This window comes from Nodosilinea sp. FACHB-131 (genome assembly GCF_014695395.1).
Classification (GTDB): domain Bacteria; phylum Cyanobacteriota; class Cyanobacteriia; order Phormidesmidales; family Phormidesmidaceae; genus Nodosilinea.
Genome location: NZ_JACJOF010000040.1, coordinates 32907 through 52343 on the forward strand (window position 1 = coordinate 32907; position 19437 = coordinate 52343).

Annotated in this window: 21 protein-coding genes; 15 read left to right on the forward strand and 6 right to left on the reverse strand. The window is 49.8% G+C overall.

The window, feature by feature from the left end:
- The first annotated feature begins 50 nt into the window (after positions 1-50).
- The 3 genes from H6F75_RS26155 to H6F75_RS28335 all read left to right on the forward strand — a co-directional run bounded on the left by H6F75_RS26155 (position 51) and on the right by H6F75_RS28335 (position 1338).
- On the forward strand, positions 51-674 hold the full coding sequence (locus H6F75_RS26155; RefSeq protein ID WP_190756055.1) for a hypothetical protein: 624 nt from the start codon (positions 51-53) through the stop codon (positions 672-674).
- The gene (locus H6F75_RS26160) at positions 667-990 is read left to right on the forward strand and encodes a hypothetical protein (RefSeq protein WP_190756057.1); all 324 of its coding nucleotides are present in this window, start codon (positions 667-669) and stop codon (positions 988-990) included. The genes H6F75_RS26155 and H6F75_RS26160 overlap by 8 nt, the downstream gene beginning before the upstream one ends.
- Positions 991-1062: 72 nt before the next feature.
- Complete coding sequence (locus tag H6F75_RS28335) at positions 1063-1338, forward strand: DUF2087 domain-containing protein (RefSeq protein WP_190756059.1); 276 nt, start codon at positions 1063-1065, stop codon at positions 1336-1338.
- Between the two features lie 373 nt (positions 1339-1711).
- Here H6F75_RS28335 and H6F75_RS26170 read toward each other — a convergent pair whose 3' ends face one another.
- Both H6F75_RS26170 and H6F75_RS26175 read right to left on the reverse strand, forming a co-directional pair.
- Positions 1712-2422: a peptidase E gene (locus tag H6F75_RS26170; protein ID WP_199304146.1), complete on the reverse strand. Its 711-nt coding sequence runs from the start codon at positions 2420-2422 to the stop codon at positions 1712-1714.
- A gap of 134 nt (positions 2423-2556) precedes the next feature.
- The gene (locus H6F75_RS26175; RefSeq protein ID WP_190756061.1) at positions 2557-3099 is read right to left on the reverse strand and encodes a hypothetical protein; all 543 of its coding nucleotides are present in this window, start codon (positions 3097-3099) and stop codon (positions 2557-2559) included.
- Between the two features lie 801 nt (positions 3100-3900).
- On the opposite strand from H6F75_RS26175, the gene H6F75_RS29085 reads away from it, so the two are divergent.
- Entirely contained in the window at positions 3901-5046 is a 1146-nt protein-coding gene (locus tag H6F75_RS29085; protein ID WP_347710713.1) for an HNH endonuclease domain-containing protein, read from the forward strand.
- Positions 5047-5155: 109 nt separating this feature from the next.
- Positions 5156-5995 carry a type I restriction enzyme HsdR N-terminal domain-containing protein gene (locus H6F75_RS26185; protein WP_190756064.1) on the forward strand — a complete coding sequence of 280 codons (840 nt, stop codon included), beginning with the start codon at positions 5156-5158 and terminating at the stop codon, positions 5993-5995.
- Between the two features lie 158 nt (positions 5996-6153).
- Here H6F75_RS26185 and H6F75_RS26190 read toward each other — a convergent pair whose 3' ends face one another.
- Positions 6154-7065 (reverse strand): competence protein CoiA family protein, encoded by a 912-nt coding sequence (locus H6F75_RS26190; protein ID WP_190756066.1) that lies wholly within the window; start codon positions 7063-7065, stop codon positions 6154-6156.
- Positions 7062-7613 (reverse strand): tyrosine-type recombinase/integrase, encoded by a 552-nt coding sequence (locus H6F75_RS26195; protein ID WP_190756069.1) that lies wholly within the window; start codon positions 7611-7613, stop codon positions 7062-7064. The genes H6F75_RS26190 and H6F75_RS26195 overlap by 4 nt, the downstream gene beginning before the upstream one ends.
- 301 nt (positions 7614-7914) lie before the next feature.
- Between H6F75_RS26195 and H6F75_RS26200 the strand changes: the two genes are divergently transcribed.
- The 7 genes from H6F75_RS26200 (at position 7915) to H6F75_RS26230 (ending at position 14406) form a co-directional block, all read left to right on the forward strand.
- Complete coding sequence (locus H6F75_RS26200; protein ID WP_190756071.1) at positions 7915-8208, forward strand: hypothetical protein; 294 nt, start codon at positions 7915-7917, stop codon at positions 8206-8208.
- Positions 8209-8294: 86 nt separating this feature from the next.
- On the forward strand, positions 8295-9491 hold the full coding sequence (locus tag H6F75_RS26205; RefSeq protein ID WP_190756073.1) for an endonuclease/exonuclease/phosphatase: 1197 nt from the start codon (positions 8295-8297) through the stop codon (positions 9489-9491).
- Between the two features lie 91 nt (positions 9492-9582).
- Positions 9583-11502 carry a 3'-5' exonuclease gene (locus H6F75_RS26210; protein WP_190756075.1) on the forward strand — a complete coding sequence of 640 codons (1920 nt, stop codon included), beginning with the start codon at positions 9583-9585 and terminating at the stop codon, positions 11500-11502.
- A gap of 1 nt (position 11503) precedes the next feature.
- Positions 11504-12487, forward strand: a complete 984-nt coding sequence (locus H6F75_RS26215; RefSeq protein ID WP_190756077.1) for an endonuclease NucS domain-containing protein — start codon at positions 11504-11506, stop codon at positions 12485-12487.
- Positions 12484-13275 (forward strand): GIY-YIG nuclease family protein, encoded by a 792-nt coding sequence (locus H6F75_RS26220; RefSeq protein WP_190756079.1) that lies wholly within the window; start codon positions 12484-12486, stop codon positions 13273-13275. The genes H6F75_RS26215 and H6F75_RS26220 overlap by 4 nt, the downstream gene beginning before the upstream one ends.
- A 49-nt stretch (positions 13276-13324) precedes the next feature.
- The gene (rnhA, locus tag H6F75_RS26225; RefSeq protein WP_190756081.1) at positions 13325-13831 is read left to right on the forward strand and encodes a ribonuclease HI; all 507 of its coding nucleotides are present in this window, start codon (positions 13325-13327) and stop codon (positions 13829-13831) included.
- A gap of 29 nt (positions 13832-13860) precedes the next feature.
- Positions 13861-14406 carry a pyridoxamine 5'-phosphate oxidase family protein gene (locus H6F75_RS26230; RefSeq protein WP_190756083.1) on the forward strand — a complete coding sequence of 182 codons (546 nt, stop codon included), beginning with the start codon at positions 13861-13863 and terminating at the stop codon, positions 14404-14406.
- Positions 14407-14484: 78 nt separating this feature from the next.
- Here the strand turns inward: H6F75_RS26230 and H6F75_RS26235 are convergent, their stop codons facing one another.
- Positions 14485-15276 carry a class I SAM-dependent methyltransferase gene (locus tag H6F75_RS26235; protein ID WP_190756085.1) on the reverse strand — a complete coding sequence of 264 codons (792 nt, stop codon included), beginning with the start codon at positions 15274-15276 and terminating at the stop codon, positions 14485-14487.
- A gap of 82 nt (positions 15277-15358) precedes the next feature.
- On the opposite strand from H6F75_RS26235, the gene H6F75_RS26240 reads away from it, so the two are divergent.
- The 3 genes from H6F75_RS26240 to H6F75_RS26250 all read left to right on the forward strand — a co-directional run bounded on the left by H6F75_RS26240 (position 15359) and on the right by H6F75_RS26250 (position 17510).
- On the forward strand, positions 15359-16261 hold the full coding sequence (locus H6F75_RS26240) for an AEC family transporter (RefSeq protein ID WP_190756087.1): 903 nt from the start codon (positions 15359-15361) through the stop codon (positions 16259-16261).
- A gap of 42 nt (positions 16262-16303) precedes the next feature.
- Positions 16304-16852 carry a thermonuclease family protein gene (locus H6F75_RS26245; RefSeq protein ID WP_190756089.1) on the forward strand — a complete coding sequence of 183 codons (549 nt, stop codon included), beginning with the start codon at positions 16304-16306 and terminating at the stop codon, positions 16850-16852.
- Between the two features lie 178 nt (positions 16853-17030).
- Positions 17031-17510: a PsbP-related protein gene (locus tag H6F75_RS26250; RefSeq protein ID WP_190756091.1), complete on the forward strand. Its 480-nt coding sequence runs from the start codon at positions 17031-17033 to the stop codon at positions 17508-17510.
- 71 nt (positions 17511-17581) lie between these two features.
- Here the strand turns inward: H6F75_RS26250 and H6F75_RS26255 are convergent, their stop codons facing one another.
- Entirely contained in the window at positions 17582-19159 is a 1578-nt protein-coding gene (locus H6F75_RS26255; RefSeq protein WP_190756093.1) for an adenylate/guanylate cyclase domain-containing protein, read from the reverse strand.
- Positions 19160-19437: the final 278 nt, after the last annotated feature.

The window sequence follows — 19437 nt, forward strand, 5'->3', positions numbered from 1 at the left end:
GGGATTAAAGGCTTTCTAGTGCCCTGTCTGAGCTAGACCAGACACCAGCCATGACAGAACCAGTAGAGTGCGCTTTGGTAGATGAACTGCCTCTAAAAAGCCTACCCGACCGCTACGGGGTTGCCCGTTCTCAGATCTACAACCGCATCAATGCCCTCGGAATTGTGACGGTCAAACGCGACAGAAATAAAGCCTACGTGACCGCTGACCAGTTAGCATTGCTCGACCGCATTCACGAACTGATTCAGCAGGACTACACATTAGAAGCCGCTGCTGTCGCAATTCTGGGCCAACCTACGAGACAGTCCCATGAGACACCAGGACAGTACCTCGTCCATACTCCTAGCCCAACTCTAGAACAGTCCCACGGGGCAACAGGACAGCTAGAGATGCTTCAGGCTTTGGTGGCTGCGTTGGCGGAGCCTCTCCATGGGAGAATCGCCAACCAACAGCCCCCATCTGCACCACCGGCACCGCCGAACCCACTCTCTCGCTTTGAACAACTTCAGGCGATCGCCAACAACAACTGGCGGCCTAGCACCAGTGAACTAGCCGATATCCTTGGCCTCTCATCTCTCTATGGGGCAACCTTCGAGCGCTATGGCTTTCGTTTCACTAGGGCCGGGAAGAACGGGGCACAGTCGGCTTGGAAAGTGGAGAAGATCCATGAGTAAGGCCGAACCCAAGGAATTATCCCTTGGCGACCTGGTGAAGCTCAAAGACCCCTACCAGGGCCGCTATGGCTATGGTGTAGTGGTCGAAATTCTCAGCCGTACCCGCCGCAAGCTGCCGCGTAACGTCAGGCTCCACCTCTACGACGATGAAGGGCAGCTCTTCATCGAACCTCTTTCTGTAGCTAAAGGGTTAATGGTACCCAGCTACGTTGACTTCCATGTGTCAGAGCTGGTGTGGTATCGGCGGGCCTCTGACCAGGGCCATCATACCATCCCTAACCCACCTGACTGGTCAGCAGAGCGGTATTTAGCGTAAGAAGTAATCAACTGTAATAGACGCTCCTGCCGATAACATAGGATAGGGCAGTCCATTTCTGCGCTTAGTAAGGTGGATATTGAATCAGAGCTAGAACGTTATCTAGATGACCAGGGACGGCTTAAGGAATGGCCATCTAGGCGTAACAGAGGACATTTTCAGCAGGTCGCTCTAGAGTATTTAGCGACTAAGTTTGAGCCTGGTGTTCTCTATAACGAACGCGAGGTTAATGCCCTTCTCAACCAGCACCACACCTTTGGCGATCCAGCCTTATTGCGTCGGGAACTCTTTGAGCGAGGTCTGGTGGATAGAGTCCCCAATGGGTCAGCCTACTGGCTTAGAGAGTAGGGATTTAGTGGTCATGCCATGCTACTAACCTGGGTCAAGCTTTTTCACACCATTGTCTTTGTAGTAATGTTCAGCGCCATTTCGTTTTTGCTGTATTGTGGCCTGACGAATTAACTTGCCCTGTGGACAGCGATCGCCCTTGGCTTTATCAGCATCAAGGTTTTAATCTACGCTAGGAACGGCTTTCGCTGCCTCCTTAGAACTTGAGCTGAAAACCTCACCCCTGAAGGACAAGACATCCAAGATATTTACTTGCCGCCCTGGCTCTCGACCCGTGTGATAGCCAACTCTACCCCGCTGTTAGGAGCCGCCTGCCTGCTCCTGCTGGAAGAGTTGCTATCGAGGTGACAGCACTTGATATCGGTTGAGGAAATTAAGAAATCTTTTCCATTTTCAAGGGGATTTCCTTAATCAACCCATTCTCTATAGTGACTTGATAGACTGTTGTATCAGCACGAGAAGAAATAGCCTTAAAAACTTGATCTCCCTTGAAATGTAAAGCACTCCATTCGGGAATGCCATAGCCCGGTTTCACTTCACCAGTTTTCAAAAAGCGATGATAAGTCGGCTGACGTTCGGGTTCTGCATCGTAATGGGGGCAGCAACTGCCTGGAAACCATCCAAGACAATCCATGACTTCTAATCTATTAGCCCATGCATCAGTGATTCCTTGCTGAAACCAACAAATAGCTCCAGCACTACTGCCTGACAAAATAATTCCGCTTGACCAGGCCTGACGGAGGATATCTGGCACCCCCCATTCTCTCCAAACGGCAAGCATACTTTTAGTATTTCCCCCACCTATATAGATAACATCCTGCGCTAAAAGAGTGGATTCTAGATTGGGTGTTTGCTTGAAAAGTGGCACATGAATAGGGCGGCAGTTCAAACTATTAAATGCCCTATAAAATTTCTCAATATAGGAATCTGAGTCTCCAGTTGCGGTTGCCAAAAGACAAATCTTTGGCGATTGGGAATTCTTGCTTTGACCCAGAATGTACCGTTCTAAAGCCAGATCGTTTGTAATTGCGGAAAATCCACCACCGCCTGCTGCAATGATTTGACCTACCATCTTTTGAGACATCCTCCAAAATACATCTAATTACACTCAAGAGAGTCTTTCATTTAAGGAGTATTGAGCAAAGCCTAGCTCTCAGCCAACACCTGATCTACAACCCCGCTACCCGGTACTAGTCGAAGCGATCTTCCTGCCTCAGTTCAACGTTCAACCGGACGTAGTTCAACCGGACGTGAACTGCCCCGCAGGATCCAAACAATCAAAATTGCAGTCACAACGCTGTAGACCAATATGCCAATTGGCGAGTTAAGATTCACCAGGTTGGGCTGATTCAAAACGAGCGGAATCTGCGCTACTCCGGCAATCAGCCAAGCAATCGACCTAGACGAAAACCGCCGCAGCAAAAACCACTGGGCGATCGCGGTTCCTGCCCAAATTGCGGCTGATGCGATGTCTAGGCTATTACCGCCTGATAATCCGACTCCGCTAGTAATAGCAGCCGCAATTGCCCCACCTGCCAGTGTCGCGCCAAACCAGTGGGCGATCGGTAAGTAGTGCTTTAGCAGCCAGCCCTGAGCAATCCCAATTGCTGGTGTAAGCAGCAGCGACATCAGGGCTAAGAAGACAATAGAACCCACCGGGCCCTCATTGGTGCCTTCGATCGCTAAGCCCAGTTGACCGGCAGTAAACCAGCTAATGTATAGCGCCACAACCCCACCGGCAAAAATGGCGGTTGTGCTCACTAGGCACCACAACAAACCAAATCTCCAACTAACCCTGTGACTTGACATAAATCCTGCCTACTCACAATTGCCTCATCCTATATCCAACCTACGTAAATCGTGAAAATCCGTATGGGCTGGAAGTCTCGCAGGTAGGGCAAGATGCGCGTTACAATTTCCTTTTTTCTACTAAGGAACGTGCATTAAATAAAGTAGTAAGCGTGTCGATCATCGTAGGGTGCATAACGCTAAGGGAAGGCTCCGCCAACGCGAAGAAATGCACCAATAGGAAAGATAGCAATTGGTACCTTGGGCAGTCTCAACCGCAAGCTCAGCCTTGATGCCGTCAAGTTTGGCGCGATGAGCTTGAAGCCCACCTGGGCGATGCAGTCAGAATCTCGCCCAGCGAGCCATGTAGCGCTGGGGCGAGATTCTGACTGTGAAGGTTTGGCAAGGAGTAAGCAGCGAATCAACAAGACTATCCTATGAGACAGTCCTATAGGACAAGACTTGACTCTAAAAGGCTCAACCTAAGGAGATGCGGGCATTCTAGGTGTATTACCTGTGTCCTGTCCTGTCTTATTTGGCTAGTCCTATGGCTTTTCGTTTAATCCTATTGACCCTTTCAGCTGTTGGTTTACTGGTTGCGCCATTGCCTCTAGGCGCCCAAAGCAGTTGCGATCCGGCTTATCCGGGTGTATGCATTACCCCGCCGCCACCCGACTTGGATTGCAAGGACATCACCCATCGAAATTTCACAGTTTTGTCTCCAGACCCCCACAAGTTTGATGGTGATAAAGATGGTATCGGTTGCGAGGGTAGGTGACCCTCATCACCTCAGGTAAAGTCATCAGCACCATCCTCAAGCACGATACAAAAGTAACGAGCTACAAGATTGCTTTACTGCGGGCTATCAACGATGTGGTGCTGACTTACCCTGACCTCAGAACCTATCAGAGCGATGTTGCCGTTCCTCTCAAGCTGCTTGCCGAGTTCTGGATCGCATACTACTGGCCCTTCGTAGACCCCGATAACCCCATCCAGCAGGGGCAGCGACGGCAGGATTTGAATCGTTGTGATGTCTTAGCGTTTAGACCAGCGCTAACCGAACTCAGGCGACAGTGGGAGCAGGTGTTTGGAGGGATCAAGAACCCCGCCGATGGCTTCTTCCTCATCAACGAGCTGCGCTCACCCCGCAAACACCAGCGCTACCCCCAGCCGCTAATTGACGCTTACCAAACTGCTATTACTGCGATCGCCAAAACCATCGAGATGCCGATCCGCTATGCTGGCCCCGGCCACTGGAGCATTTTTGAGAAACCCCAAGCCTACAACCAGGTGGCCAGCCGGACTGTAGCTGTGCCGGGAACAAGGGCAAAAGACCGCTGCCTAATCATTCCCCTCGAACTCTGGGCTACGTTCCGCCAAATGTCGCTCTGGGTTGAAGCTCTCTGTATCCATGAATGGTGCCTGTTCAGTGGCAGAGTGAGCAACCACGATAGGGGCTACATCTATGGCCTACTGACCTCTCACCCTGATAACCGCCGCCCGCTGACCTGGGAACGCAACCAGGTCGATATCCTGCTTATGGAGGGCACCGCCTTTACCTGCCCCTGGACGGAGAAGCGTATTGCCCAGGGCATCAACTATGACCTCGACCACATCTTGCCCATAGCAGTCTACCCCACCAATGAGCTGTGGAACTTAGTGCCAGCCGACCCCGACTTCAACTCTCATAAGAAGCGTGATCGGCTGCCAACGGCTGAGCGGTTGGCGATGGCTACCCCCCACCTAGAAAAAACTTACCTGAGCTATGGGGATTCAAAGCCGCTCATTGAAGTCTTACGCGAGGATGTAGCTTTGAGGTTTGCCACTGTTGCAGCGGAAGCTTTCTCAGAAAGTTTGGCTTTGGCTGTAACTGGTTTAGTAGAGGAAATAGCAGAGTCTCGTAATTTGGCTAGATTTTAACACCATATTAATTACGTTTCATGACCTGTTCTTTATTCCAACAGCTCACAATCAAAAGGTTGAGGTTTATTTTGGGCATTCTGATTTGGTAAGTTAAAAGCCTTAAATAATGCCACTTCCCGATCACACCCCTTTAATTGTCAAGGAAATATATGATTCAGTTTACCTTAGCAAGAATGGCAGAAGGAAACTTAAAATCAGAACCTTAATATCCAAATTTAATTTGCACAGAAGAACTGAAGAGAACACCTCTGAAATCACACAAATTTTACAGGAGGCGGGCATCATTCTAACTCCTTCTATCATGAAGCTAGGGAATGACTGGGAATTGTCCTTTGATGATTGGGTAATTCTTTCAAAAGCCAGTATTGAAGAAGTTAACGCTACTGATTCTATCGACAACTCTCTACCTGAGGACTGGAATGATGATCAATGGTTTAACGAAATTCAAAATAAAAACCTGAGAACGGAGCGGGAAGTTGAAACAAAATTTTTAATTCCACTTCTTTATAAATTCGGCTTCTCAGAGGACGAGCGATACGATAGTATGCCGATGCATACGTATCACGGATCAAAACCCTCTGTAATTCATGTTGACTGTGCGCTCTTTAATCACGATTATGAATCTTTGAGTAATCAGGTTTTATTAATTGTAGAAGCCAAGCATGAAACTCGCCTTCAGAAAGAAATGGAGCTTGATAATGCACGTAAACAGGCAAAATCCTATGCTGTTTGGACAGGTTGCTATCATTGCCTAGTAACAGATGGAAGAAAGATAGTGGTTTATAAACTGGCTCGAAATCATCTGGAGAACGATACTCAACTTTTTTCCTGCTATATTAGTGAACTTAAAGATAACTTTAACCGTCTTTATAGCATCATCAGCAAAAAGGCCCTTTCTAATTACTATTTGAAGCGGCACCAATTAGCTGATGAAATTCCAGCATAAAACAAAGCCTTTTAGAATAACATGCGGTCTAAAAGGCACATCTTCTACCACAGTATTTGGTCAAACTGCCTAGGGTTCGCTGCTGTGCCGTGTGCTAAATGTTGCAATGCCCCAGAAGCACAGGTAGAACGAGAAAGCCCATGCTAAAGCCTAGTGGCTTAGACCTGGCAATTAGGGCAGTAGTAGCCTGCGTCTAGCTCTTGACGAGGATACTCTGGCACCGCCACATAGTCAATGAATAGATAATGTCCGCCAACAAATTTACCGCACCTACGACAGGTGTTAGCTATATAGCTATCTCCAACAGTCTTACTATATTGCTCTTTCATAAAAACGCCATGCTGAGCTGCTAGCCTTGCATCATCAGAGTTTAAATTTGGTTCATAGCCCATATCACCGCGGATTGCTGCCACTTTCATTGGTGCCCGACAGTTCCAACAGTCGCCATCAATAATTAGAAGGCGCTTCTTCGGCATATGGCTTTCACACATAGGACACTTAGGATTTGGGCAAACACTTATAGAATCAGGCTTCAACACATCAGCTTCTAACTGTTGAATGTCCTGATCAGAATTCAGCTTAATGACTACTACGGCAATATTCCTCCTGTCATAGTATCTAATTGCTTCCTCATCTGGAGCATGCGTTACTACTACTTCAATGGCTGCGACAGGCTGCTGCTGCTCACTAAATAGTGCAATATCGGGCTGCCTTTCTCCCAAGCTATGCTCTAGTGCCACAGAGACCGACTTCTTAAGTAGATTTCCTTCATGGAAACCTGCACATTTGGGACAATCCCATTTTATTGGTAGTGCTTTTCCATCACTCAAGCAGCTCTGAATCTTCTCAAAAAGCAATGTCTTAAAGCCATAATGTAGTGCTGTTTCAGGCGTACAGTTGGGTGAGAGGATCTTATGAGCAAAGTGGGGACGTTTGCGAGATCCCCTCCGCTGTACAAACGCCTGATGACAAGCTGGACAAACATAGGAAATGTCCTGTTTTGCATCTGCAATATGAACTAACTCACCATTAGGTGCTTGCCCTAGAGAGTAAAGAATATCCTTCTTCATGCCTTACTCCACAATGACCTCAAAGCCTCATCTGCCTCCTGCTGCCCAATCTCCAAGTACCTGGCCAGGTTGCCGATGTCCTCATGCTGGGTAATTTTCTGAAGCGTTCGCAGCGAATAGCCTTTCTCAAAGTGCATCATCGTCAGCAGCGATCGCCGGAAGCTGTGGGTAGACACGCCCCGAATGCCCAAGTAATCGAGCGTTTCCCGCAGAGCCTTATCACAGGCTCTGGTGGTAATATGTCCCTGAACACGGCCAGGGAATAGATACCCTTGCTTAGCTAACTCTTCTGCCGCCAGTAATTTCTCTAGAGGAGGAGCGATCGCTACCGAGCGGGTTTTCTTGGTTTTGGTCGTCCTGGCTCGGTAAACCACATAGCCGCCCACAATGTCTCCGGCTTGAAGCTGCACTACCTCACCAATGCGGGCAGCGGTGTAGTAGCAGATCTGAAAAATCAGGTCATGGGGTTGGGGGAGGTAGTTAAACACCTCTTCCAACTGTTCAGCTTTCAAAACAGCTGCTTGACCGTTGCGATTTACCTTCGGCATGAAACGAGTTCCGAATCTGGTCTTTTAGGAACTGAGATTTGCCGATTCTACATTGTTTCAGCCTCAATAGGTCAAATGCACCATCCTTATTGAGAACTATTCCTATATCTCTCTTTGCCGTTTTTCGGATCTGATTTACCCGAATCTGGTCAAGCCCCCAGAAATCATTGTTCACAAAGCCAACCCGACTAGGTTGGCCCCTCTCACCCGGTTGGGTTGGTGGAGTTCACCCGGTTAGGGGGCAGCCAGCTTTCGCCTAATTCTGGGCAAATTAGGAGGCAACCCGATCCGGTGGAGAGAGATGTATTCCGGTACTTTGAGTGCGATCGCCAACGCCGCCGACTTCCTCAGCTACTTCCGCAAACTACCGCGCAACCAGCAGGACTTGATTGCGCCTCACCTGGATGAGCCCCAGCGCATGGCCCTCAGGGTATTGAACTGCTGTAGTGAGTTAGAAGGGCAGAGTGTTGGGGCAATCGCCAACTTGGCCGATTTGCATCAGGAATCAACCAGAGCTATTTTGAAGTCTTTAGAGGGCAAGATGGTGGCCGCTGAAGTGACAGCTGGAGGAAAGCTGTGGAAACTTAACCAATAAATATTGGTTAAGCACAAGTAGCTCAAACCCTAATTCTGACAAAGCCACTAACCTTAGAACATAGAGCTATCCTAAAGGTCTTACTAATGGCTGACTTGACTGCTGACGAATGGGCAAAGATCAATACTCTGTTAGAGAGTGACCCCCATAAATACGGCATTCCTCAGCGTACTTACGGCTCTGCTGTACTAGGGTCTTTTAATATTCGTAAGCTAGGTAGCGTAAACGGTCGAAGCCCGAATACTTGGAACTTTCTTGCAAACATTTGTAGACGCTTTGATCTGCTCTCCGTCCAAGAGATTATGGGCGATTTGGAAGGCTTTGATAAGCTAGTAAGCTTGATGGGGCCTGAGTATGACGCTATTGTTTCTGACAAAACTGGGCAATTTCCTGGCGAACAAGGACTAGGTGAACGTCTGGGATTTATCTATAATCGAAACCTTATTCGTCGGGGCAACATTATTTCCGATATCTCCTATGACCGCACAAAAGTATTAAAGACTATCGTTGACAATTACAAAGTGCTGGTAGACACTGCTACGCCTTACGTGAAGTATCTTCAATCCCGTGATGCATGGCAAGAAAGCCCTGTTGGCCCTGAGCCGAAAGCACCAAAGATTCAGATTCCAGTCTTTTTAAACTTTATTCGTCAACCTTTCTGTGCCAGCTTTGAAATAATCGGACATCCTGAGACAAAGCCCTATAAAATCATGGCAGTCAATGCCCACCTTTATTTTGGCGATTCTGTTGAAGATCGCCGCCAGGAATTTGATGCTCTGATGGAGTGGATCTTGGGTGGGGTACAAGAGAAAGACAATACAAGTTTTCCGAACTTCATTCTCATGGGCGACCTCAATTTAAGTTTCAGCAATCCAGAAAGAGATAGACCCCGAATTGAGAAACATATTAAAACCTTTAATCAAGACATGCAGGCATCTGGCCACAGTATCAATGTTAATTTCCCATTTTTGGATGTTCACAAAGGCTCAACGGAACCATTCCGTACTAATGCACGCTTGAGTGAGACTTTCGACCAGATTGGTTTGTTTAGTCATGATTCACGCCTTCCCTCCTATGATAAAAACCCAGAGATGGGACCTGAACCACCTCAAGGCCCAGACTATGGTGTTGTGAATTTTGTAGAACTGTTTCGTGAAGCCCTTCAGCTACCACCTGTTGAGAGATTAAGTAGCCAAGAGAAGAAGGAGTTTTATGGCAAATTTGAACATGAGGTGAGCGATCATCTGCCCATTTGGTTGCGGTTGCCATTACCCGAGGTTTAACTAAAGAGGCTTTTTGATGTGCTTGTGATGTGCCTGCTGAGCTTTGCTCTGTTCTGGGGATAACTAACCATAGTGGCTTAACTCAGTATCTATGGCCCTCACTATCCCCGAAACCATTCCTTCTGACGCCAGCCAGGGTGAACAGCGCCTTTTTAACATTCTCAAAACCAAGTTGCCAAAGGATTTCATCGTTTGGTATGAGCCACGTCTACAGCGCAACCTCTACCCCGACTTCACCATCCTCAGCCCCACCTTTGGTCTGCTGATCATTGAGGTCAAGGGGTGGTATGCCGGGAACATTGTTGAGGCAGGAGAGCGGTTCTTCAAAGTCAAAGATAAGCATGGGACGGCAGAGAGCCACCAATCCCCTCTTAGACAAGCTCACGGCTACTTCTGCACTGCCGCTGAGCGCTTTAAAGGCTACCCCATCCTTCGCCAGCCCAGCGGCAACTATAAAGGCAAGTTAGTCTTTCCTGTGGGCACCGGCGCTGTAATGAGCAACATTAACGGACCCCAAGCCCATGAGGAGAATATCTACACCTTCCTCCAGCAGCCCCAAGTAGCCTACAGAGATGAGCTATTAGAGTGGGAGAACTACACCCCAGAGATGCTGGTGCAGCGGCTGCGGGATATGTTCAAGGTCTACTTTGACTTCCCGGCACTGACTGTAGACCAGGTGAACACAATAAAGGGCTGTCTGCACCCCGAGACAGTGATTAGAGAGAAGCCCGTCACCTCCAGCAGCGTGCCCGAGGGCGTTGAACTCCCGGTCGGCAGCAATGTAGTTGTGCCCCTTGACCTCGACCAAGAGCGCCTTGCCCGCAACATGAAGGATGGTCACCGCCTGATCTCTGGCGTTGCTGGCTCTGGCAAAACCCTGATCCTCCTGGCCCGCGCCAAAGTGCTGGCCAACCGCCTCCTCAACCAGCGCATCCTCATCCTGTGCTTCAATATCACGCTGGCCGCCCACCTGCGATCGCTCCTGCATGGCGACACCATGAATCCCCAGTACAAAGATCGTATTGAGGTCATGCACTTCCACGACTGGGCCAAGAGCTTGATCAAGTGGTTGCCAAGCTACAACAGCTTTAAGACCGAGGAAGAGTGCAACGTCCACATCGGTCAAAAGGTTCTGGCTAAGCTCCAGCAGCTTCCCGAGGCCGATCGCTGGGATTCCATCCTGGTGGATGAGGCTCACACCTTCACCCGTGAGTGGTTTGATTGTTGTGTGGCTGGCCTAAAAGACCCAGAGAATGGTGACCTGGTAGTTGTCTCAGATGGCAACCAGAGCCTCTACAGCCGGTCTAAATTCACCTGGAAGTCAGTAGGCATTAAAGCCCAGGGCCGCACAATGAAGCTGGCACAGAACTACCGCAATACCAAGGAGATTCTAGAGGCAGCATGGACGGTGGTGAAGAACACTGATCAAGACCTCACAGACGATGCTACTTTCCCCACAGTTATGCCTGATGCTGCGCTCAGAAGTGGGCCTCGACCAACCCTCTATAGGGCAGGCACGAAGCATAGAGCTGTAGATGTTGTTGTCGAGCAGGTGCAGCGCCTGGTGATGCTGGGCTACAGCCCCTCAGATATCGCTATCCTCTACCGCTTCAAGAGCAAGCAGGATGATGCCCTATTTCGCTCTATGCTCCAACGCCTGCAAGACCTGGGCCTGCCGGTCTACTGGGTCACAGAGAGCCAGCAAACCAAAGTCAATTACAGTGCCCGCAGGCCAGGGGTAAGAGTTATTACCACACTGTCATCCTTGGGGCTGGAGTTTAAGGCAGTGCTGTTGCTGTGGATCGAGCAGTTTGAGGATTGCTTTGATGCTGATTTGGATAGGCGATCGCTGGCGCGACGACAGCTCTATGTGGCCATGACTAGGGCACAGGATGAGTTGCATCTGATAACTGGGGGGACGGGAGTAGTTACTCAGGCATTAGAGAAAACCGATGCGATTGAAATAGTCAAAGGAAAAAACTTCTCTCTGATCTCGAAAGGAATTAAATAGGTTGGCTCTCATCAAGATTGGGGATAAGTGGCAGTTTGGCAACGAATTTGAGCTTGAGGAAATAGTTTGGAAAAATCTACCAAGGTTGCTGAACTTAAAGCCTTTCAAACGGCAGTTTCAAATTCGAGGTCAAATCTGTGACATTCTTGCCCTTGACGACCAGCAGCGATTGGTTGTCATTGAGCTGAAGAATGTAGAGGATCGCTATGTAGCTCAGCAACTCACGCGCTACTACAATGCGCTAAAGGAATATGCTTCATTTGAAGAGGTTGATCTAGAACAACCAATTCGCTTGATTGCGATCACTCCCAGTTTTCACCAGGACACGCTGACCGACTGTAAATACAGTGTTCTAGATATAGAGTTGATGAGCTTTCAGCTTGAGGCCAAGGCTGACTGTTTGTATCTAGAGTTAATAGGGGCTAGGGAAGGGACAATCACTCCTTTATTGATCCAGCAAGAGTCAATTTCTCTGCAAACTGCAATTCCCATCCCTGAGCCACCCCGCAAGCTGCTGAACTGGCTAAGCCATGCCTCTGACGCTGAGTTCAATGCCACCATGATGCTGCGCGAGAAAGTTTTAGGATTTGACAAGCGTATAAAGGAGATTATCGAGCCACAGCGAATTGTTTATGGTAGAGGGATAACAAAACCTTGCTGTGAACTTAAGAAGACAGGAGCTTTTGGGTTTACCGATAGTGAGCTAGCACGATTTTTTTGGCTTCCCCATCCAGGTGGAAAGCCTCCTGTCTTAAGAATGATGATAGGCACAGATAAGTCTGAGCAATCAGTAACAGGGTTGCTTTATTGCCCAAAATCATCTCGCTCTAAAGACCTATGGAGATTTCCAGGATTAAATCATGGGATAGGGAATTACAGTAAGATTCCAGACGTGTATAAGCCATTTCTTGATAAAGAGATGAATTGCTCTCTTTCGAATCTCGTAGACCTTGCCTTACAAACTTGGCAACAGAGATTCCAATGAGTTCAGGTATCACATTAACTTCTCTTCCTAAGCTGCCCCTGTGCGATCGCAAGCAGTTGCCCGAGTACCCTGCCATTTATTTTGTCCTAGATGCCAACCAGCGAGTTCTTTATATTGGGCAGGCAAACAATCTACGTACTCGCTGGCAAGGACAGACCCACCATCGCCTTAATCAGCTTCAGGACTACCATCGCAAGTCTCCAGTGTTTCTGACCTGGATTGATTACACCAATCGCCCTGAACAGTTAGACGAGGATGAAGCCTTATTTATTGAGCAATTTCACCCGCTGCTAAACCAGACGAGAGTACCTGCCAAGAAATTGATGCCGGCTGAGGTAATGCTACAGAGAAACCTGCAACGGATAGCGGATCGGGTCGTGGTATTTGGTATTGAACCACCCCAAAAAGGTTCTCTGCTAACCATTCAGATCAAGTATCGGTTTATGTTCCAGTCAAGACCTGTCAACTTCTTAAGAAACACGTTCAAAGCAAATACGAAAACGCCAAATAATCTACGCTGGGTAGAATTTAGACGTAGTAAATTCGGGGCTTGCTGGCGAACTAAGTGCAATGGTGTCAGTCTCATGCTGATGCCTTGGAGCAGTACCCATGGGTTTGAGATAGACGAAAGGCGTTTACAAATTTGTCAAATTGCTGGAGTATCCATGCCTGGGCTCACTCAACCAGCCCTGAGTGAGTTGCTACAAATTGAGCCACTTTTGCCAACAATCCATCCCAATCTAGAACCTGCTGAAAAGGACCCAATACCCTTATTTTGGAGCCGATAGTCCTTCTTACGAGAAAGGGCATCCTCAGTTTATTAAAGGCAGAAGGCCCATGTCCCAACCTCTCAAACCCGTCATCATCTACACCGATGGAGCCTGCACCGGCAACCCTGGCCCTGGCGGCTATGGAACAGTGCTGCTTTATGGTGAACACCGCAAGGAGCTGTCTGGCGGCTACCGACTGACCACAAACAACCGTATGGAGATGATGGCGGCGATTGCTGGCCTTCAGGCCCTAAAGCACAAATGCGCTGTAACCATCTACTCAGATTCTAAGTACGTCGTCGAGGCCATGATGAAGGGCTGGGCGGTACGCTGGCGGTCCAAGGGGTGGATGCGTACCAAAACAGAGAGAGCCGTCAATGCCGACCTTTGGCAGCAGCTACTTAGTCTCTGTGAACAACACCAAGTCGAGTTTCAGTGGGTCAAGGGCCACAGCGGCAATGTGGAAAATGAACGGTGCGATCGCCTGGCGGTGGCTGCTGCTCGGCAACCCGATCTACCGATTGATGAAAGCTATGAGGTTCAACCAATGAGCCAGCAAAGCGCCTTATTCTGAATAGAGCTTTTGCCAGAGGACCGCAAACTATGTCCATCGCTACGGCAGAGAATGGCTGGGTCAATACTGCTGATGGTCAGACTCCAGAGGTCATTGCCAGGGCACGACAAATCCTTGACGGCACTATCTACGCATCTCTCTCTACTTGCTCCCCTGAAGGTTTGCCCTGGGTCTCCCCACTCTTCTTCACCTACGATTCTGATTGGAACCTGTACTGGTCTTCAGCAATGGTGGCCCAGCACTCCCAAAACCTCTATGCCAACCAGGGCCGGGCAGCGATCGCCATCTACAGTACAGACCGGGAAGAGGGCAAAGGACAGGGGCTCTATTTCTCTGGCACTGCGGCTGAAGTAGCAGCGGAGGATGTGGAACGCGTCATTCCCCTGCTGCTAAAACGAGCGACTAAGGGCCAACAGCGAGCGCCTGCTGATTACCTTGCCCCATCCCCTCGGCGGCTCTATCGGTTCCAGCCTCAAGATGTATGGATCACAGGAGAGAGAATAGCTTTGAGCGAGACAATCCTGATAGATACGAAAATCAAGCTTGACCTGATCAGCCTTACTCAGTCTGCTTAACCCCCTACACCGAATCGTTCCCCCACCCGCAACGCTCACAGTCCCAATGGACGCTTGCAGGCTCGGTCTGAGCTATTATCAGCTTGCCCAGTGGTAGGCGGCGGTGAGCGTGATGGTGTCCTGAGAGGTGACGGGCTGGTTAGGGTCGGGAAACTCCTGAGAAGCCCAGTCTTCCAAGTCAGCCAGCGCCTGGGGGTAGATGTTGTTGGGCACTCTCCACATATTGCTGTACACGCGGTCGCGGTAGGATCCCATAAGACTATCCACTGTACTCTCGCGGGACAGCTCAGCAACCTCCGCTGTCTCTAGCGTTGCCCCCTGCTCCTGCAATCGGCCTAAAACATCCTCTGTCACACCCCCCGTGAAGCCAGAGTCGTAGCCATAGCTCGCTAGAATTTGCCGCCACTGTCGCCCAAGGGCATCGCGGGTAGCGGTCTTGTTGGTGGGGTGGTGAAAATAGATGAACACTCCAGCGGGCTTCAGCACCCGGCGCAGCTCATCCATCGCCTTTTGCCAGTCAGCGATTAGATGCAGGATGTGGGGGGCGATCGCTACATCAAAAGCATTGGCTTCGAAGGGTAAATCGGTCGCGTCAGCATTGATCAACGTCAGCCGGTGGGCCTTGCTCTCAAGCTTTTGCCTGAGCTTGTCCATCATCGCCTCTGAAATATCAACCCCGGTATAGGCATAGCCCCGCTCGACTATGGGCAGAGCAATGCGCCCGGTGCCGATTCCTGGTTCGAAGAAGGTGGTGTCGGGGGTAGCCTGCCCCAGCCTTAAAATCTCAGCTGTAAGCCGTTCAGACACCTCTGGAGCTAGGGTGCGGGTATTGTCGTAGAAGTCAGCGGCTCGGTCAAAGGAAATGGCCATCAATTCTTCCTGGGGCAGTTCTAGCTCTTAAGCTACCAGCCGCAGGCCACCCCCAAGGCTCACCATCATCGATTTAATGCCGATGCTAATTCAACTCCTGCCCATGATCCTGGTGGCTTGCCTGGGGTTTGGGCTGAGGCGGGCTGGGGTGCTGCACTCTGGCGATGTCAAGACCATTGGTAAGCTCCTGACTACGCTGGTGCTTCCAGCCGTGATTCTGCGGGCGCTGGCCACCGCCACCTTTGCCCTAGAACTCATCTACCTGCCCCTGTCTGCCTTGGTAGTGGTGGTCGGCCTGACAGCGATCGCCTTTGTTGGCGTTTGGTGGTTCAAGTGGGACAAGCCCAAGGCTGGGGCTTTGATGACTACCTTTCCCACATTTGAGGGCGGTGCAGTGGGGTATCCCATCATGCTGCTCACCTTTGGCGATGTGGGCCTCAGTCGAATTGTGTTGTTCGACCTAGCCCAGGCCATCTATCTATTCACGGTGGTCTACTGCCTCTCCGCCTGGTTTGGCCAAGCTGGGGTCACAGCTCGGGCGGTGGTCCTGAAGCTGGCCCAAACACCTTTCTTCTGGGCCATTGTGCTGGGTTTAATACTCAACGCTCTAGGTTGGATGAATGAGATGCTGATGGGCCTGCTGGACATTGCCGAGGGGAGCTTTTTGCTGCTGGTGCTCCTGCTACTGGGAATGGAGTTTCAGGTTCAACTTGCCTCTGTGGGGCGCTATGCCCTCCTGGTGCTGGCCAAGATTGGCTGCGGGTTGGGTTTGGGCTGGGCAGTTACCCAAGCATTTGGGCTTCAGGGCGTGGAGCAAGCCGCTGTCCTCGCTGGAGCAGCCCTACCCCCTAGCCTGCTAACCCTGCTCTTTGCCCAAGAGAACGATCTCGATACCCGCTTTGTTATCAGCTTTATCTCCGCTGCGGTGCCCCTCTACCTGGCGATAGTCACTCCCCTCATAGCTCATCTAGCCCTCTCTCCCTAGTTTTGCCGGGTATCCTAAAAACGCTGGATATTGGAGTAGGGAATGAAGGTTTGGCAGTGCTTGGGTTTGGCCGTTGGCCTCGGGGCGATCGCTAGCGGATGTTCTGGGACTGTGGCCATACCCCAGGATCAGGAGCCTGTCACTGGCTCAAGGGCCAGCCAAAACCTGCCCACCGCCACCGTTGTTTCCGTAGGCGATGGTGACACGCTGCAGATGAACTACCAAGGCCAGAGCACTACAGTCCGGTTCGCCTGCATCGACGCACCAGAGACAACACAAACCCCTTGGGGGCCGGCAGCTACCGAACGTCTGCGCCAGCTCACCCCTAGAGGTTCCACCATTCAGTTCCGCGAAGCTGACACCGACCGCTATGGCCGCATGGTGGCTGAGGTCTATGCAAATGGCCAAAATATGAATCTACAGATGGTCAGTGAGGGTCATGCAGCGGTCTACACCCAATTCTTGAGCAGCTGCCCCGACACAGACGATGCCCTCCTGGCCGCCGAGGCTCAGGCTCAACAGCAGCAGTTGAACTTTTGGAATCAGTCCAATCCTGTAATGCCGTGGGACTATCGGCGGAACAATCGGTAAGGCTGAATAGGGAAAAACATGGCTCCATCAAGCATTATTTAACAACCCGGATGGGTTGCCGAACCAATTGAATAAGTTAGATGTTCCTAGCATCAGAGCGCTGGTTGAGAAATTTCCTATGTTGAGTCGAATATCTCTTGCCCTATGTGTATCGCTGATGGTCGTTCCAACCTGTGCTATGCAAGCGATTGCCCAACCAGTAAAGGGCGAGAGCATTACTTCCAGAACGAAGGAAACCGTCACCTCCCAACGTTTTTCTGTGGACTATCCAGACCATTGGAGCGTTACTCAAAATGACAATGACTATGTCATTATCTATAACCAGCGCCCTGCTGGTGTGACTACAACAGGTGCAACATCACCGTACTTGATTAAGACTGATGTATCCATTCAGCCCAACTCGCTTCGAGACGCTATTTTGGGCATTGGTGACGAGCCAGAAGATATCCAGCGGATTGAGCTAGTAGAGATCAATGGACAATCTGGATTAAGGGTTTGGGAGGAAAGTGAGGGGTGGGACTTCCCTAATAGTCTCATCACCTACATTCCTATCGGCGATCGAGAAATCGCCTATATTGTCAGCTTTTATAGCTCTGAGAATCAGGCAGCAGAAGATGCCATTATTCAGATGCACAACACGTTAAGAGTCTTCGATTGATTACAGGCGAGGGTTGAATTTTGGAAATCAGGATAATCTTGTGTGCTTTGGGACTATGGGTGGAGTGATCGCTAATTTTGCTCCTGAGAGTAAATCACCTCAAAAACCTCCACTGGTTCTGCCTTGCCTTTCAAATGGATGGCTCCAACCCCTTGACAGTCGATAGTTGATTGCACCGCTGCATAGGTAGCTAGTCCTAGTAGGATTTGATTTGGCTGGGCCTGGCTCTCCAGTCGAGCAGCGACGTTGATCACATCCCCTAGAACGGTATAATCCATCCGGCGAGCGCTGCCGATACAGCCTGCAATGACTTCCCCAGAGTTAATGCCAATGCCCAAATGGATAGGGGGAGTGGGCTGAGTTAGATTAATTTTGGCTACTTTTTGCTGAATCGCGATCGCACACTGTACTGCGTAAAGAGCGTGGTTTTCTTGGGCGAGGGGAGCGCCAAATACTACCATGACAGCATCGCCAATGAACTTATCAACAGTTCCTTGATACTGAAAAACGATATCGATGATCTCTTGAAAATAGCAATTGAGGGTCGCAAATAAATCCACCGCAGAACTTTTCTCTGCACGAGTAGTAAAGCCCCGCACATCACAGAAAAAGCAGGTTACGTCTCGCCGTTCCCCTTCAACGATGCTTTCAAAATCTGCTTGGAGCATCAACTTGTCTACTAACTGTTGGGTGACAAAACGACCAAACATTCCCTGCAGGCGTTCAGCCCGTAGGCTTTCTTGTTCCCAGAAGTGTTGAACTCGTAGTAGAGGGTTTTGAAGCACTTCTCGCTGATAAGTCTGAATGCCAACTATGCCCTCTTTGACTAATTCTCGCGACCCTTCGCGTAGAGTGAAGTGCTTGTGAGTTGGCGGACGGCCTAAGTTACCCCGCTCCAAATAATCTTCTACAATGAGTCTGACCTCATCATCAATTTGCAATACCTCGAATAGCGCGCAACGTCCGTAGCGCCAGCCTCCGCCTACGCCACGGTTCTCGCACACTGGACAACCAACCTCGCGCCAGATCTCACGAGGTTTATGGCTGTCGGGGTAAATCAATAAGGTTTCTGCCAAAGTTGCAGGGGCAGGCTGTCCACAATCACCACATAGTCTTGGTAAAAGCATTTGGGATAGAACGCCCACTAAATTCTCAACTAGGTCTGGGGTGCTGTAGCCTAAAGCTCGCAGAACGTAGAGAACGTCTAATCCAACAAAGGGAGTATCTAGGCAGGCAAGTACCCAATGATCTGCTTGAGCGGCCTTCATGGCTGCCTTAGCATTGTTGAAGCCAATGAGTTGATCCGTTATCATCCCCATGCCAGGATTGGCAATAATTTTCTGATTGACAGCGTCTTCCCAAGCTTGCTCTGTACCGTCAACGTACTGAACTATCCAATCTCGGGGTAGAGCGAAGTGCATCTGCTCCAACAAATTCTGGTCGCTGGTTAGCAGGGTGATTGGAATCCCTTGTAACCAAGCTTGCTGGGCTATGACAAAAAGAGTGGTAGTTTTTCCAGTGCTGGGTTGCCCTGTCACCACAAATAATCCTGGCTCTCCTGCCAAGATGTTGAGGGTAATTGTTCTAGCAGCAATGGGTGCGATGAACTGCTCAATGGTGAAGTCAGATAGGCTTCGCTTTTCTTCCATGAGACATTCTGCCGACGGGACCCCTCCGAGATGGCTCGGATTGGCTTAGATAGGCGAGACTAACCGCACAACAAAATGTTGTGTTAATCGCAGAACACTAGTTTATAAAGAGACAGTAGCCAAAGGCTTTAGAGGGAGAGAAAGAAACGATAGATAATGTACACATCGCCTATCGGTTCTTTCTCTGAAATTGCAAAATTACCATAGCCATCTCTTTGATGACCACTACACCAGAACCACTTAAAGCCTTACTCTACTCAAGTTATGGGCATTGAGGG

What these genes read in the sequence shown, in the direction of transcription:
- H6F75_RS26155 (WP_190756055.1), top strand. Translation starts at nt 51, where the DNA reads ATGACAGAACCAGTAGAGTGCGCTTTGGTAGATGAACTGCCTCTAAAA.
- H6F75_RS26160 (WP_190756057.1), top strand. Translation starts at nt 667, where the DNA reads ATGAGTAAGGCCGAACCCAAGGAATTATCCCTTGGCGACCTGGTGAAG.
- H6F75_RS26170 (WP_199304146.1), bottom strand. Translation starts at nt 2,422, where the DNA reads ATGTCTCAAAAGATGGTAGGTCAAATCATTGCAGCAGGCGGTGGTGGA.
- H6F75_RS26185 (WP_190756064.1), top strand. Translation starts at nt 5,156, where the DNA reads ATGCCACTTCCCGATCACACCCCTTTAATTGTCAAGGAAATATATGAT.
- H6F75_RS26190 (WP_190756066.1), bottom strand. Translation starts at nt 7,065, where the DNA reads ATGAAGAAGGATATTCTTTACTCTCTAGGGCAAGCACCTAATGGTGAG.
- H6F75_RS26195 (WP_190756069.1), bottom strand. Translation starts at nt 7,613, where the DNA reads ATGCCGAAGGTAAATCGCAACGGTCAAGCAGCTGTTTTGAAAGCTGAA.
- H6F75_RS26200 (WP_190756071.1), top strand. Translation starts at nt 7,915, where the DNA reads ATGTATTCCGGTACTTTGAGTGCGATCGCCAACGCCGCCGACTTCCTC.
- H6F75_RS26205 (WP_190756073.1), top strand. Translation starts at nt 8,295, where the DNA reads ATGGCTGACTTGACTGCTGACGAATGGGCAAAGATCAATACTCTGTTA.
- H6F75_RS26210 (WP_190756075.1), top strand. Translation starts at nt 9,583, where the DNA reads ATGGCCCTCACTATCCCCGAAACCATTCCTTCTGACGCCAGCCAGGGT.
- H6F75_RS26220 (WP_190756079.1), top strand. Translation starts at nt 12,484, where the DNA reads ATGAGTTCAGGTATCACATTAACTTCTCTTCCTAAGCTGCCCCTGTGC.
- rnhA (WP_190756081.1), top strand. Translation starts at nt 13,325, where the DNA reads ATGTCCCAACCTCTCAAACCCGTCATCATCTACACCGATGGAGCCTGC.
- H6F75_RS26230 (WP_190756083.1), top strand. Translation starts at nt 13,861, where the DNA reads ATGTCCATCGCTACGGCAGAGAATGGCTGGGTCAATACTGCTGATGGT.
- H6F75_RS26235 (WP_190756085.1), bottom strand. Translation starts at nt 15,276, where the DNA reads ATGGCCATTTCCTTTGACCGAGCCGCTGACTTCTACGACAATACCCGC.
- H6F75_RS26240 (WP_190756087.1), top strand. Translation starts at nt 15,359, where the DNA reads ATGCTAATTCAACTCCTGCCCATGATCCTGGTGGCTTGCCTGGGGTTT.
- H6F75_RS26245 (WP_190756089.1), top strand. Translation starts at nt 16,304, where the DNA reads ATGAAGGTTTGGCAGTGCTTGGGTTTGGCCGTTGGCCTCGGGGCGATC.
- H6F75_RS26250 (WP_190756091.1), top strand. Translation starts at nt 17,031, where the DNA reads ATGCAAGCGATTGCCCAACCAGTAAAGGGCGAGAGCATTACTTCCAGA.
- H6F75_RS26255 (WP_190756093.1), bottom strand. Translation starts at nt 19,159, where the DNA reads ATGGAAGAAAAGCGAAGCCTATCTGACTTCACCATTGAGCAGTTCATC.